This is a genomic window from Pseudomonas sp. FW305-7, from assembly GCF_058786735.1.
This window is the reverse complement of record NZ_JBYSZA010000001.1, coordinates 244725-257636: the sequence shown is the minus strand read 5'-3', so window position 1 is coordinate 257636 and position 12912 is coordinate 244725. Positions and strand designations below refer to the sequence as shown.

The window sequence follows — 12912 nt, the reverse complement described above, 5'->3', positions numbered from 1 at the left end:
TTGAGGGTTGACACGCGGCCGCCCGGGCATGGTTAATCGGTCGGCAAGTTGTTCGTACGCTGTTGTTCCCTCCAATAATTATTCTGGAGCTTCAGATGTCTGCGCCACACGATCAAGTCTCAACCGCCGAATCCTCCGTGTTATCGCTTGAAGCGCTGACACAACTGCTCGAAACGATTTTTCTGCGCCACGGGACCTCTTCTGAAGTCGCCCGGGTGCTGGCCGCCAACTGCGCCAACGCCGAGCGCGACGGTGCCCACAGCCATGGCGTGTTCCGCATTCCCGGTTACGTCTCGACCCTGAACAGCGGCTGGGTCAATGGACATGCCGTGCCTCAGGTCGAAGACATCGCGCCCGGATTTGTCCGCGTCGATGCCGGTAACGGTTTCGCCCAACCGGCATTGGCCGCCGCCAGACCATTGCTGGTAGAGAAGGCGCGGCATGCCGGCATCGCGGTGTTGGCGATCCGCAATTCCCATCACTTTGCGGCGCTGTGGCCGGATGTCGAACCCTTCGCCGACGAAGGTCTGGTGGCGCTCAGCGTGGTCAACAGCATGACCTGCGTGGTGCCGCACGGCGCCGACCGGCCGTTGTTCGGCACCAATCCGATAGCCTTTGCCGCACCCCGGGCCGGCGCTGCACCGATCGTCTTCGATCTGGCCACCAGCGCAATCGCCCATGGCGACGTACAAATCGCTGCACGCAAAGGTGAGAAGTTACCGGCAGGCATGGGCGTCGACAGCCTCGGTCAGCCCACCCAGGACCCGAAGGCGATTCTCGAAGGTGGAGCGTTGTTGCCGTTTGGCGGGCACAAGGGCTCGGCGCTGTCGATGATGGTGGAATTGTTGGCGGCGGCGCTGACTGGCGGCAACTTCTCCTTCGAGTTCGACTGGTCGAATCATCCCGGGGCGAAAACCCCATGGACCGGGCAGTTGCTGATCGTTATAGACCCGAGCAAGGCTGCCGGGCAGAGTTTTGCCGAGCGCAGTGAAGAGCTGGTGCGGCAGATGCACGGGGTCGGGCTCAAGCGTTTGCCGGGCGATCGTCGGCATTTGCAGCGGGCGAAGTCGTTGGCTGAGGGAATCGTGCTGGATCAGCAGGCGCTGGCGCAGTTACGGGAACTGGCTGCTGATTGAGTTGACTGGTAATACATATGTAGCGAGGGGATTTATCCCCGATGGCCTGCACAGCAGGCCCGGCTTTTAATTTAAAAGCGGGGGCCACTTCGTGCCCCATCGGGGATAAATCCCCTCACTACAATGAGTTCAAACTCAGGTACGAGTTTCTGCTCAAAATTATTTTGCTTAACGACGGCCGAGCAACAAGCCAACCACCAGACCGAAACCGGCGGAAATCGCCACGGTCTGCCATGGATGGCCGCCAATGTAGCTTTCGGTCGCATCGACGGCAGGTTTGGTGCGGTCGCGTACGCTGGAAACCGAATCCAGCGCCTGCTGCAGTTTCAGGGCGATTTGCCCGCGCAGGGTCTCCGCTTCTTCACCGACCAGTGAGGCGCTGCTCTTGAGCAGTTTGTCGGACTCTTCGATCAGAGCCTGAAGTTCGCTGAAGGCTTGATCCTTGATTTGGTCTTCGGCGGCTTGCACGGCGGATTTCCGGGCCATTGGGTGACTCCTTGCAGTTGAATGGACAGTGATCAATGGAGTGTGGCGCTTTGTAAAAAGTTGCACTGAATTTAGCCCGTGAACAAAAACCTGCGCGGGAGATTTCCGTCGAGCGTGTAAGATGTCGCCATTTTACGCAGCAGGATAATTACCCATGAGTTTCAATCTGGCCGACAAATCCCTCGCAGAGCGCGCCGCGCTGGAAGATGAGAAATCCCGTCTGTTCGAACTCTGGCAGAACAATCTGGGCAAAGCCAAAGGCGAAGCCGCGCGTTTGTTCGGCGAGCGCGCCAAGCGCAAGGGCAAGTGGGCCGAGTGGGTCCGCGCGGAACTGGACGGCATGTCGCCACCTGAGTTCGCCAACATGGTGCGCAGTGAAGTCAATCGGCTGATGGCGGCGAACAAGTAACGCCGCCTCAGTCGAGGGCGAAGCACGCAACAATCGCCTCGCGGACCTTCACCACCACCGGGTCGATCTGCGTGCTGGTGCGCCAGCCCAGTTCGATCGGGTAACGCGGCAAGGCCAGCGGGCAGGGCAACAACGCCAGACCGGTAAGCGCGGCGATACTTTCGGCGGCATGTGCCGGGATCGTCGCCACGGCCTGACTGCCCTTGAGCAGATGAGGCAGTGCAGCAAAATGCGTGGTCGACGCGCATACCCGGCGACTCATCCCCACGGCTGCCAGCCCCTCATCGGTAATCCCGATAAAACCGCCGGACGACACCAGAATGTGCTCGCGGTCGACGAACTCGTGCAGAGTGATCTGCTGCTGGCCGGGCGCAAGGCTCGCCGGGTCGACCAGACAGGCGTAACCCCCTTCACCCAAGACCTGACGGCTGAGCAGGCGTTCGGCAAAGCCACCGGCGGTTATCGCCAGATCAATACTGCGTTCCATCAGGGCGCGGGCGACGATCTGGCTATGCGTCTGGCGGAAAATCAGCCGCAGTTTCGGCGCGCTCCGGGCGATTTCCTCGATCAAGCGACGGCCATAGGCGATTTCAAAGTCGTCCGACAAGCCAACGGTCACCGAACGCCCGTCGTATTGATTGGTCGCCGGGTCGACCATCGCCAGGCTTTGTCGGCATTTGTTCAGGGCCTCGCTGACCACCGGTTTGAGCTGATTGGCCCTGAGCGTCGGCGCGAGTCCCCGGCCGGTGCGCACAAACAGTTGATCGCCATACACCTCACGCAAGCGCCGCAACGCCGCGCTGACCGCCGATTGCGTCACGCCCAGGCGCAACGCTGCACGGCTGGCACTGGATTCCTCATGCAGCGCTTCGAAGACTTTCAGCAGGTTGAGGTCGACATTGGCGATATTCATCTGGCTCATATCATTCAGCAGTGATCGGGGCTTTATTCATGATCCCGTGGCGCCGGAGAATCAGCAACACTTGAATCGGATGGAGTGACCGCGATGCCAAAGTCAATTGTTGCTGCCCTGCAAATCGGCTCTTTGCCCGGTGGCAAGGGCCAAACCCTGGAGCAGATTCTGGGCTGGGAGGCGGCGATCATCAAGTCCGGCGCGGCGCTGGTGGTGATGCCGGAAGCGTTGCTCGGTGGTTATCCGAAAGGCGAGGGCTTCGGCACGCAGCTGGGTTATCGGTTGCCGGAAGGTCGCGAGGCGTATGCGCGTTATTTCGCCAATGCGATTGATGTACCCGGGGCGGAAACCGAAGCCTTGGCCGGTCTGTCGGCGCGTACCGGCGCCAATCTGGTGATCGGCGTGATCGAGCGCGCCGGCAGCACCTTGTATTGCACGGTGCTGTATTTCGATCCGCAGACCGGACTGGTAGCCAAGCACCGCAAACTGATGCCCACGGGCACCGAACGGCTGATCTGGGGCAAGGGCGATGGCTCGACATTGCCTGTGCTCGACACGCAGGTCGGCAAACTCGGCGCGGTGGTGTGCTGGGAAAACATGATGCCGCTGCTGCGCACGGCGATGTACGCCAAGGGCATTGAAGTCTGGTGCGCGCCGACCGTGGATGAGCGTGAAATGTGGCAGGTGAGCATGCGCCACATCGCCCATGAGGGCCGTTGCTTTGTGGTCAGTGCCTGTCAGGTGCAGGCGTCGCCGAATCAACTGGGCGTGGAGATTGCCAACTGGCCGGCGGATCGTCCGTTGATTGCCGGTGGCAGTGTGATCGTCGGGCCGATGGGCGACGTACTCGCAGGGCCGTTGCGTGGGGAGGCGGGGTTGCTGACGGCCGAAATCGATACCGCAGACCTGGTTCGCGCCCGGTATGACTACGACGTGGTCGGCCATTACGCCCGGCCCGATATCTTCGAGCTGAGCGTCGACGAACGCGCCAAACCGGGGGTGCGCTTCAACACATGACGTTCGGGCTTGACACATAACATGTGGGAGCTGGCTTGCCAGCGATGGCGGCAGGTCAAACAACAGTGATGTTGGCAGATAAGCCCCCATCGCTGGCAAGCCAGCTCCCACAGGGTTCAGAGATCCAGGGTTCAGGGATCACTTCTGTTGCAGCCATTCCTCGCGGGTGATTTCCCAGAGATCCCGAGCAAAGCGCCCTCCGACAAAATTGTCTTCGTCGCTGCGAATCAGGCGCATGCCGGCGCGTTCGGAGAGGCGGCGCGAGCCGATATTCGGCGCCGCTTTCGGCACTCGCATCACCGGGCGAGCAAGGGTTCCAAACCAGTGGTCAGTCACCGCCACGCAGGCTTCGCTCATCAAACCCTGACCTTGCCAGGCCGGTGCCAGCCAGAGTCCACGGTTGTTGTCTGCTTGATCCATCAGGCTGATATTGCCGATCAACTGTTGCGGCGCGGTCTTCGGGCGAATCGACCAATGCCATTCCTTGCCGGCGGCCATCGCCGGTAGCGCGATGTCACGCAGGTAGGTGAGGGCGCCATCCTCCGGGTACGGCCACGGCACGGCGGCGTTCAGGTAGCGCACCACTTCCCAGTGGGCAAACTGCTGTTGTACAGCGTGGGCATCCGCCAGCTCCAGCGGACGCAGGATCAGCCGTTCGGTGTACAACGTCGGTGTGTCTTCCATAAACCTGCGGCCTCCATGTGTGTCTGTGTTGAACGACGCAGACTACCGCATCTTTACCAGGTCGCGGCGCTGGCTTTGGGCAGGCTCAGTTTGCCGCTGTCGGTAAAGCGCATGGTGCCGAACAGCCCGCCGGCGAGTTTGCCACGCAGCACGTAAGGCAGGTTGTCGAGGGTTTGTGACTGGCTCAGACCGAGGGTCTGGCGCAGCACCGAGAATGCGGAAACGCTGACCGGCACACTGACCACGGTTTCAGAAAAGCGCGCGATCGTACCGCGCTGGTCGCTGACGCCAGAGGCCAGCGGGTGGCCGTTGACTTCAAGATCCAGAGCAATGCCGTTGTAATCGATGGCGGTTTCGTTGGGGTTTTGCACGCGTAACTTGATGGCGAAACGCACTTCCAGATCCTGGCTGGTCAGCGGCTCGATGCCGACCACGTTGATATTGACCGGATCACGATTGGGAAACAGCGCGCAGGCACTGAGCGACAACAGCAGTAGCGACAGGATGACGGCGTGCAAACGGCGCATAAAAATCTCTCAATAAAAAAGGGCTGAACCGTTGCCGGCTCAGCCCTTTTTATTGGCGAAGCTTTTAGCGGTTCAACTGTGCGACAGCCGCAGCCGAGGCAGGTTCACCCTTGGCCGGGACGTCCGGGTTTTCCATGACCTGAAGAATAGAGGCTTCCGGATCGAAGTCGTCTTCTTCCAGCTCGATGAATTCCTCCGGCAGGAAGATGTTCAGCACGATAGCGCACAAGGCACCGACGGTGATCGGCGATTCAAAGATGTTGCGCAAAGCCTGCGGCAGTTCGCGCAGCACTTCCGGAACAGCGGCGATGCCCAGGCCCATCCCCAGGGAAATCGCCACGATGAGCATGTTGCGTCGATGCAGGCCGGCCTCGGCGAGAATCTTGATCCCGGCCACGGCGACGGTGCCGAACATCACCAGTTCCGCACCGCCGAGCACCGGTTTCGGCATCAGTTGCAGAACAGCGCCAATCATCGGGAACAGCCCCAACACCACCAGCAGGCCGGCGATAAAGAACGCCACGTAACGGCTGGCCACGCCGGTGAGCTGAATCACCCCGTTGTTCTGTGCGAAGGTCACCATCGGCATGCTGTTGAACACAGCGGCCATGGCCGAGTTGAGGCCGTCGGCGAGCAGGCCGGACTTGATCCGGCGGATGTACAGCGGGCCTTTCACCGGTTGCCGGGAGATCATCGAGTTGGCGGTCAGGTCGCCGGCGGCTTCCAGCGGCGACACGAGGAAAATTACCGCCACAGGCACGAACGCCACCCAGTCGAAGTTGAAACCATATTTGAACGGCACCGGCACGCTGACCAGCGGTACCTCGGGCATCGTCGCGAAATCCACGGTACCCATCAGCCACGCCACCACGTAGCCGAGGGTCAGGCCGATGACGATGGCACCCAGACGCAGAAACGGTACGTCGACGCGGTTCAGCACAACGATGGTGCCGATCACCAGCGCCGCGAGGAAGATGTGGCTGGCGGCGCCCAGGTCAGGCGCGCCGAAACCGCCGGCAATGTCGGTCATTGCCACTTTGATCAGCGACAAGCCCATCAGGGTGATGATCGTGCCCGTCACCACCGGGGTGATCAGCATGCGCAGTTTGCCGATGAACTGGCTCAGGACCACCTCGATGAACGCCGCGAAGAAGCACACGCCAAAGATCGTCGAGAGGATTTCATCGGTGCCGCCGCCGCGCGCCTTGACCATGAAACCGGCGCTGAGAATCACGCTGATAAAGGAAAAACTCGTCCCTTGCAGGCACAGCAGCCCCGAACCGACCGGGCCGAAGCGCTTGGCCTGCACGAAGGTGCCGAGGCCGGAGACGAACAGCGCCATGCTGATCAGATACGGAATTTCGCTTTGCAGGCCGAGGGCACCGCCCATGATCAGGGTCGGGGTGATGATGCCGACGAAACTGGCGAGCACATGCTGCAGTGCGGCAAATACGGTCGCGGTGAGGTGCGGGCGGTCGTTGAGGCCGTAGATCAGATCGTTGTTGCGCGGGACTTTTTCAGAGACGGTCATGGTGTTTTGCGCGCCGTGAGGCGAGGCCGGGTCAAAAAATGGAGGCGCAGAATGCCGGAAGAGGGCGGCGAGGGCAACGCATTAAAACTGCCTGAAAGGTCAGGTTTTATTGGGGCAAGCGGGTTTGAACATAGCCATCAGACCAACAGAGAACTTTGTGGCGAGGGGATTTATCTGTGGTGAGGGGATTTATCCCCGATGGACTGCGCAGCAGGCCCATTCTTTCAGGGCACAGAGCTGGGGGCGCTGCGCACCCCATCGGGGATAAATCCCCTCGCCACAGGGGGGTGTTCTCAAAGGTTGTTCAAGCAAACGCCGCGAGCAAATCCTCTTCAAAGGCCTTCTGCGCGTCCCCCGGCACCTGCGCGCGATGGCGGGCCAGATGAAATGCCACCTCGAAACTCAATTCGCCCTCACGCACCGGCCGCAACAAGCCTTTGGCCTGCCAGCCACGCGCATAGTGATCCGGCAGATAACCGACATGCTTGCCCGACAAGATAAACGCCAGCGTTCCCTCGACCTGCTCCGAGCGCGCCGAACAGTGCTTGCCCTGAAACGGCTCATCCGAACGCAAAAAACGATACGGGTGATCGACCCGGTCACAAGCCTCTATTGCCGCATCGCTGGGCGCTTCATCCGTGAACAATGGATGCCCGGGCGCGCAGTACAAATGCTGGGTTTCACTGAACAACTGGCGGTAGTCGAAGGCACTCTGTACCTGCGAGAAGTAGCCGATCGCCAGATCCAGCCGCTGTTGCAGCAGCAAGCGCTCCATCTCGCCTGGCATCGCGCTGATCAACTCGATACGCACCGATTGATCGCGCTCACGAAAACGGCGGATCGCCTCAGCAACCCGTTGCAGCACCGATTGATCGACGGCCTCGGAAATGCCCAACCGCACTTCACCGATCAATCGCCCGGCGACGCCGTTGGATTGATGGCGGAAGGTTTCAATCGACTCAAACAGACTGCGCACGGCGATCAGTAACTGCTCACCTTTGGGGGTGACACTGAAACCACCCTTGCCACGGCTGCACAGCCGATAGCCGAGACGGGTTTCCAGTTTGGCCATCTGCTGGCTGATGCTCGATTGGCTCAGGCCCAGTTCACCTTGCGCGGCACTGAAGCCCCCGCACTCGACCACCCGCACGAACAGGCGCAACAGCTGCAGATCGACGTCGTGAAGCTGTCCGAGCATCACATTACTCCGCGATAAAGTCAGGTTAACAAACTTGGAATTTTGCCAATGTATCCGAGCGCGCATCCTGTCACCACTTCCTCCGGTCAGGTGTTCGTCATGGCTCCCATGTTCAGGCTGTGTTTCCCCGTGCTGTTGTTGTCCGTGGCCATCAATGCCCAGGCCGAGGACAAAACAACCCTCAATCTTTACAGCTGGGCCGATTACGTGCCGCCGCAGACCCTGCAGCGTTTCGAACAGCAAACCGGGATCCACGTGCGCTACGACACGTTCGATACCTCCGAAGTGCTGGAAACCAAATTGCTCACTGGCGGCAGTGGGTACGACGTTGTGGTGCCGTCCTCCAGCGTGCTGGCCCGTGGGCTGGCAGCCGGGGCGCTGAAAGAAATTCCCCACGACTGGCTCAAGGGCTACGCCAATCTCGATGCCGATCTGCTGGAGAAACTTGCCACCGTCGACCCGGGTAATCGCTACGGCGTTCCCTACACCTGGGGCACGCTCGGCTTGGGCATGAACGTCGAAGCGGTCAAGCAACGTCTGCCGAACGTGCCGCTGAACAGTCTCGACTTGCTGTTCAAACCCGAATAAGCCAGCAAGCTCAAGGACTGCGGCATCGCGATTCTCGATTCGCCACAGGAAGTGATCGGCCTGGCGCTGCACTACCTCGGCAAAGATCCCTACAGCACCGACAAGCAGGATCTGGCCGCCGCCGAAGCGTTGTTGCAAAAGCTTCAGCCGTCGGTGCTGTACGTCGCCACCGGCCGGCAGATCAACGATCTGGCCAGCGGTAACGTGTGCCTGGCCCTGACCTACAACGGTGACGCGAGCATGGCCGCCGATCAGGCGCGCAAGGCCAACAAGCCGTATGAAGTCGCTTATCGCATTCCCAAGGAAGGCACGTTGATCTGGCAGGACAACCTGGCGATCCCCAAGGACGCGCCGCACCCCGAAGCGGCGCGGGCGTTTATCGAGTTCATGTTGCGTCCCGACTCGGTGGCGGAACTGACCAACACGCTGTTTTTCGCCACCGCCAACCAGGCCGCGACGCCGCTGGTGGATGAAGCGGTGCGCAACGATCCCGATATCTATCCGCCGAGCGCAGTGCGCGAACGCCTGTACGCCGACCGCAGCATGAGTCTCAAGGACATGCGTCAGCGCACGCGTCTGTGGACCACGTTCCGTAGCCATCAATAACTCAACAATGACAACCAGGAGCACACTGATGGATCAGCCCATGCTCAACGACCAGGCTTTGACCCGTGACAGCCTGTACGGCACTGCCGCCGAAAGCACCTACGCCGGCATCACCAGTTTCATGCGCCGCCGCTACAGCCGCGACCTGCGCGGTGTCGACGTAGCGGTCAGCGGCGTGCCGTTCGACACCGCCACCAGCAACCGTCCGGGCGCCCGTTTCGGGCCACGGGGGATACGCGCTGCGTCCACCGGGATTGCCTGGGAGCGCCATTGGCCATGGGCGTTTGACCCGTTCGATCAGCTGGCGGTGATCGATTACGGTGACTGTGATTTCGATTACGGCTCGCCACACAGCATCCCGGAAAGCATCGAGGCCCACGCCGAGCATATTCTCAATGCCGGCAGCGCCATGCTGACCTTCGGTGGCGACCACTTCATCAGTTATCCGCTGCTCAAGGCGCATGCCCGCAAGCACGGCACGCTGTCGCTGATCCACTTCGATGCGCACAGCGACACCTGGCCGGACGAGGAGGGCAAGCGTGTCGATCACGGCACCATGTTCTGGCATGCGGCGCGCGAAGGTCTGGTCGATCCGGCGCGTTCGGTGCAGATCGGCTTGCGTACCACCAATGACGATCATCAGGGGTTTCAGGTGCTCGACGCCCGACAAGTGCATCGGCGTGGCTGCGAGGCAATCGTCGAAGCGATTCGCGCACGCGTCGGCGATAACCCGGTGTACCTGACGTTCGACATCGATTGCCTCGATCCGGCGTTCGCTCCCGGCACCGGCACCCCGGTGTGCGGCGGTTTGAGCACGGTGCAGGCGCTGGAGATACTGGGTGGTTTGCGCGGGATCAATCTGGTGGGCATGGACGTGGTGGAAGTGGCGCCGGCTTACGATCATGCAGAAGTCACTTCGTTAGCCGCCGCTACATTGGCTATGGAAATGCTCTGTCTCTATGCCGCCCGACATAAAGTCGATCTCAACAGCACCGAATAAACCCGCTCCCACAGGAGATCTGGGCGGGGTTTTGTGTTGGCCGGGGGGCATCGTGCATACTGCCGCGCATGACTTTCGACTCTCCGCTAAGCGCCTGGCAGCACGCCATCGAACACAAGGGTTTCATCCAGGATGAAGCTCAGGAACATGCTGTCTGGGCGTTGCAAAAATGCCACGAAGCCTTGCACGCCGGTGCCCGTTCGGTCACCGGCGTTTATCTGTGGGGCCCGGTGGGGCGCGGCAAGACCTGGCTGATGGATCAGTTTTATCAGAGCCTGCGAGTGCCGGCGCGTCGTCAGCATTTCCATCATTTCATGGGCTGGGTGCATCAGCGTTCGTTCCAGTTGACCGGGATCGCCGATCCACTGCGGGCACTGGCCAAAGAGCTGGCAGCCGAAGTGCGGGTGTTGTGCTTCGACGAGTTGTTCGTCAACGACATCGGCGACGCGATCATTCTTGGGCGGCTGTTTCAGGTGATGTTCGACGAAGGAGTGGTGATCGTTTGCACGTCCAATCTGCCACCGGATGACCTGTATGCCGATGGCTTCAATCGCGACCGTTTTGTTCCGGCGATCGCTGCGATCAAGGCACATATGCAGGTGGTCGCGGTAAATGGCGCCGAGGATCATCGGCTGCATCCGGGCACTATCGAACAGCGCTACTTTATTGCTGCGCTGGGAGCCGCCAGTGCATTGGCAGAGGTTTTTCGAGTGCTGACCTCAGGGCAGTCGAGCCGCGCGGAACCGGTGCCGGTCGGGCATCGTGTGCTCAATGTGGTGCAGGCCAGTGAAAGCGTTATCTGGTGTCGCTACGCTGACCTCTGCGAGCAGCCATTCGCCGCCATGGATTTCATCGCGCTGTGCGACCGCTACCGGGCTATCCTGTTGAGCGAAGTGCCGAACCTCAGCGCACAGAAACGCGAAGGGCGCATCGCGCGCGGCACCGAAGACGGTGCGCAGCGGGTGGTGGCGGGTGACCGCGAGTTGCCGCAATTGTCGGTTCACGACGATGGCGTGCGGCGTTTCATCGCGTTGGTCGACGAGTGCTACGACCGCAAGGTGCCGTTGTACATCGAGGCACAAGTGTCAATGGATGCGCTGTACACCGAGGGTTATCTGGAATTCCCGTTCCGCCGCACCCTCAGCCGCTTGCAGGAGATGCAGCTGCAGCGCTTTGCCGAAGCTTGAGTGAAGAGGGCGCCGACATGAGCCAACCGTTATCACATCATCTGTTGACCATGGCTTACCAGAATGCGTGGGCCAATCACCGCTTGGCCAAGGCCTGGACGCAACTCGATGACCATGATTTGGCAGCGCCGCGAGTGAGTTTTTTCCCGAGCATCCGCCTGACCCTCAATCACATCCTGACCTGCGACTGGTTCTACGTGGACGCGCTTGAACGCGAGCTGCGCGGGGCCGAGCCGCACCCCGACTGCTATGTGTTTTTCAGCGTGGAGGAGCCGTTTACCGACGGCCCGCAACTGCGCGAAGAGCAGGCCCATGTCGATCGACGGCTAATCGCCTATTGCGAGCAACTGCGCGATGCCGATCTGGCCCGGATCGTGACCATTGCCCGCGATACACCGCAGCATGACAGCCGCCTGCGCATGCTTTCGCACCTGTTCGAACACCAGATCCATCATCGTGGGCAAGTGCATGCGATGCTCAGCGACACCTCGGTAAAACCGCCGCAACTGGACGAATTTTTCTGCGTCGGTGAAGCGGCATTACGCGCAGAAGACTTCGCCGAACTGGGCTGGACCGAAGAGTTGATCTGGGGTCACTGAGAAACCCCTGCCTGAAATCTGCCTGTGGTGAGGGGATTTATCCCAGATGGCGTGCGCAGCAGGCCCTCTTTTGATTTAAAAAAAGGGCTGCTTCGCCCCCCATCGGGGCGGTGCGACGTTTCGCTAAATCCCCTCACTACAGGGTTGTTTGCTGTACCACGCTCGCGCTAAGGTCGGGACAGCCTTTCAGCAAGCACTTTGCGCGCCGGGGCTTTTGTGTGTTTGGGGATGGAAATGGATTCCACAGAAATTCTTGTGCTTCAAGCCAGCTACAGCAATCCAACGCACGCCGAAGCCATCGGTATCGTGCTCAATCATTACGCCGAAGACCCTATGGGCGGTGGCCATTCTCTCGACCCTGATCTGCTGCGTCGCCTGCCCGAAGAACTGGCTCGCCGGCCGCATGCGTTCAGCGTGCTGGCCTTTGTCGGTGGTGAACCGGCGGGTCTGGTTAACTGCTTTGAAGGGTTTTCCACATTTGCCTGCAAACCGTTGGTCAACGTCCATGACGTGATGGTGGTGAACGAGTTTCGCGGCCTCGGTCTGAGTCAGAAAATGCTGCAGAAAGTCGAGGAAATCGCCCGCCAGCGCGGCTGCTGCAAGATCACCCTCGAAGTGTTGGAAGGCAACACTGTGGCCCAGAATTCCTATAGCAAATTCGGCTTCGCGCCCGGTATGTTCAATCCGGATCACGGACGCATGCTGTTCTGGATCAAAAACCTTTAGCCATAAAAAAAGGCGCCCGAAAAGGGCGCCCAACTGTCTTCTCCCAGGCCAGAGCGGAGCCATGGGAGGTCCATCGGTTGCTCGGTCAATCTCAGTCGCGATAGGACTCGGTCACTTGCGCCGTCTGATCGGCGGGAACGCGAATTTCTTTCGCGTTGGCGTCGCTCTTCTGCTCGCTCTGGGCCTGGTGGACAGGGAAGTTGTCGTAGTAATAACGCATGCGCTCAGCGCCACCTTCGGCGAAGACGCTGGCAGAACCGAGGGCAAACACCCCGGCAAGGATTACGGTAGTGATTTTCATGGTG

The 12912-nt window shown here is 60.4% G+C and carries 15 protein-coding genes and 1 pseudogene; 9 read left to right on the top strand and 7 right to left on the bottom strand.

Annotated features, from left to right (window positions below; translation table 11 throughout):
- Nucleotides 1-95 precede the first annotated feature (95 nt).
- Nucleotides 96-1136, top strand: coding sequence for an Ldh family oxidoreductase (locus AC3WMT_RS01175; RefSeq protein ID WP_103302112.1), 1041 nt, complete (start codon nt 96-98; stop codon nt 1134-1136).
- A gap of 168 nt (nt 1137-1304) precedes the next feature.
- Here AC3WMT_RS01175 and AC3WMT_RS01170 read toward each other — a convergent pair whose 3' ends face one another.
- Entirely contained in the window at nt 1305-1622 is a 318-nt protein-coding gene (locus tag AC3WMT_RS01170; RefSeq protein WP_016982860.1) for an ElaB/YgaM/YqjD family protein, read from the bottom strand.
- Between the two features lie 154 nt (nt 1623-1776).
- On the opposite strand from AC3WMT_RS01170, the gene AC3WMT_RS01165 reads away from it, so the two are divergent.
- A complete protein-coding gene (locus AC3WMT_RS01165; protein ID WP_038363082.1) occupies nt 1777-2031 on the top strand; it encodes a hypothetical protein in 255 nt (84 codons plus the stop codon).
- Between the two features lie 7 nt (nt 2032-2038).
- Here AC3WMT_RS01165 and AC3WMT_RS01160 read toward each other — a convergent pair whose 3' ends face one another.
- A complete protein-coding gene (locus tag AC3WMT_RS01160; protein ID WP_103302111.1) occupies nt 2039-2953 on the bottom strand; it encodes a LysR family transcriptional regulator in 915 nt (304 codons plus the stop codon).
- Between the two features lie 84 nt (nt 2954-3037).
- On the opposite strand from AC3WMT_RS01160, the gene AC3WMT_RS01155 reads away from it, so the two are divergent.
- Nucleotides 3038-3961 (top strand): carbon-nitrogen hydrolase family protein, encoded by a 924-nt coding sequence (locus tag AC3WMT_RS01155; RefSeq protein ID WP_103302110.1) that lies wholly within the window; start codon nt 3038-3040, stop codon nt 3959-3961.
- 138 nt (nt 3962-4099) lie between these two features.
- On the opposite strand, the gene AC3WMT_RS01150 is transcribed toward AC3WMT_RS01155, so the two are convergent.
- From AC3WMT_RS01150 to AC3WMT_RS01140, 3 genes are all read right to left on the bottom strand, one after another.
- Nucleotides 4100-4645, bottom strand: coding sequence for a GNAT family N-acetyltransferase (locus AC3WMT_RS01150; protein WP_103302109.1), 546 nt, complete (start codon nt 4643-4645; stop codon nt 4100-4102).
- A gap of 53 nt (nt 4646-4698) precedes the next feature.
- The gene (locus AC3WMT_RS01145; protein WP_103302108.1) at nt 4699-5172 is read right to left on the bottom strand and encodes an LEA/WHy family protein; all 474 of its coding nucleotides are present in this window, start codon (nt 5170-5172) and stop codon (nt 4699-4701) included.
- Between the two features lie 64 nt (nt 5173-5236).
- Nucleotides 5237-6703: a nucleobase:cation symporter-2 family protein gene (locus AC3WMT_RS01140; RefSeq protein WP_103302107.1), complete on the bottom strand. Its 1467-nt coding sequence runs from the start codon at nt 6701-6703 to the stop codon at nt 5237-5239.
- 51 nt (nt 6704-6754) lie between these two features.
- Here AC3WMT_RS01140 and AC3WMT_RS01135 point away from each other — a divergent pair, with 51 nt between their 5' ends.
- The gene (locus AC3WMT_RS01135; protein WP_492577592.1) at nt 6755-6886 is read left to right on the top strand and encodes a hypothetical protein; all 132 of its coding nucleotides are present in this window, start codon (nt 6755-6757) and stop codon (nt 6884-6886) included.
- Between the two features lie 121 nt (nt 6887-7007).
- On the opposite strand, the gene AC3WMT_RS01130 is transcribed toward AC3WMT_RS01135, so the two are convergent.
- Nucleotides 7008-7901 (bottom strand): LysR family transcriptional regulator, encoded by an 894-nt coding sequence (locus AC3WMT_RS01130; RefSeq protein WP_103302106.1) that lies wholly within the window; start codon nt 7899-7901, stop codon nt 7008-7010.
- A gap of 99 nt (nt 7902-8000) precedes the next feature.
- Here AC3WMT_RS01130 and AC3WMT_RS01125 point away from each other — a divergent pair.
- The 5 genes and pseudogenes from AC3WMT_RS01125 (at nt 8001) to AC3WMT_RS01105 (ending at nt 12607) form a co-directional block, all read left to right on the top strand.
- Nucleotides 8001-9095, top strand: a pseudogene (locus tag AC3WMT_RS01125) (polyamine ABC transporter substrate-binding protein).
- A gap of 28 nt (nt 9096-9123) precedes the next feature.
- On the top strand, nt 9124-10095 hold the full coding sequence (speB, locus tag AC3WMT_RS01120; RefSeq protein ID WP_103302105.1) for an agmatinase: 972 nt from the start codon (nt 9124-9126) through the stop codon (nt 10093-10095).
- 68 nt (nt 10096-10163) lie between these two features.
- Complete coding sequence (zapE, locus tag AC3WMT_RS01115; RefSeq protein ID WP_103302104.1) at nt 10164-11282, top strand: cell division protein ZapE; 1119 nt, start codon at nt 10164-10166, stop codon at nt 11280-11282.
- Nucleotides 11283-11299: 17 nt separating this feature from the next.
- Complete coding sequence (locus AC3WMT_RS01110; protein ID WP_103302455.1) at nt 11300-11881, top strand: DinB family protein; 582 nt, start codon at nt 11300-11302, stop codon at nt 11879-11881.
- 234 nt (nt 11882-12115) lie between these two features.
- The gene (locus tag AC3WMT_RS01105) at nt 12116-12607 is read left to right on the top strand and encodes a GNAT family N-acetyltransferase (RefSeq protein WP_103302103.1); all 492 of its coding nucleotides are present in this window, start codon (nt 12116-12118) and stop codon (nt 12605-12607) included.
- Between the two features lie 91 nt (nt 12608-12698).
- On the opposite strand, the gene AC3WMT_RS01100 is transcribed toward AC3WMT_RS01105, so the two are convergent.
- Nucleotides 12699-12908: a hypothetical protein gene (locus AC3WMT_RS01100; protein WP_103302102.1), complete on the bottom strand. Its 210-nt coding sequence runs from the start codon at nt 12906-12908 to the stop codon at nt 12699-12701.
- Nucleotides 12909-12912: the final 4 nt, after the last annotated feature.

Bases quoted from the DNA above. Each gene is read 5' to 3' on its own strand.
- AC3WMT_RS01175 (WP_103302112.1), top strand. From the start codon at position 96: ATGTCTGCGCCACACGATCAAGTCTCAACCGCCGAATCCTCCGTGTTA.
- AC3WMT_RS01170 (WP_016982860.1), bottom strand. From the start codon at position 1,622: ATGGCCCGGAAATCCGCCGTGCAAGCCGCCGAAGACCAAATCAAGGAT.
- AC3WMT_RS01165 (WP_038363082.1), top strand. From the start codon at position 1,777: ATGAGTTTCAATCTGGCCGACAAATCCCTCGCAGAGCGCGCCGCGCTG.
- AC3WMT_RS01160 (WP_103302111.1), bottom strand. From the start codon at position 2,953: ATGAGCCAGATGAATATCGCCAATGTCGACCTCAACCTGCTGAAAGTC.
- AC3WMT_RS01155 (WP_103302110.1), top strand. From the start codon at position 3,038: ATGCCAAAGTCAATTGTTGCTGCCCTGCAAATCGGCTCTTTGCCCGGT.
- AC3WMT_RS01150 (WP_103302109.1), bottom strand. From the start codon at position 4,645: ATGGAAGACACACCGACGTTGTACACCGAACGGCTGATCCTGCGTCCG.
- AC3WMT_RS01145 (WP_103302108.1), bottom strand. From the start codon at position 5,172: ATGCGCCGTTTGCACGCCGTCATCCTGTCGCTACTGCTGTTGTCGCTC.
- AC3WMT_RS01140 (WP_103302107.1), bottom strand. From the start codon at position 6,703: ATGACCGTCTCTGAAAAAGTCCCGCGCAACAACGATCTGATCTACGGC.
- AC3WMT_RS01135 (WP_492577592.1), top strand. From the start codon at position 6,755: ATGCCGGAAGAGGGCGGCGAGGGCAACGCATTAAAACTGCCTGAAAGG.
- AC3WMT_RS01130 (WP_103302106.1), bottom strand. From the start codon at position 7,901: ATGCTCGGACAGCTTCACGACGTCGATCTGCAGCTGTTGCGCCTGTTC.
- speB (WP_103302105.1), top strand. From the start codon at position 9,124: ATGGATCAGCCCATGCTCAACGACCAGGCTTTGACCCGTGACAGCCTG.
- zapE (WP_103302104.1), top strand. From the start codon at position 10,164: ATGACTTTCGACTCTCCGCTAAGCGCCTGGCAGCACGCCATCGAACAC.
- AC3WMT_RS01110 (WP_103302455.1), top strand. From the start codon at position 11,300: ATGAGCCAACCGTTATCACATCATCTGTTGACCATGGCTTACCAGAAT.
- AC3WMT_RS01105 (WP_103302103.1), top strand. From the start codon at position 12,116: ATGGATTCCACAGAAATTCTTGTGCTTCAAGCCAGCTACAGCAATCCA.
- AC3WMT_RS01100 (WP_103302102.1), bottom strand. From the start codon at position 12,908: ATGAAAATCACTACCGTAATCCTTGCCGGGGTGTTTGCCCTCGGTTCT.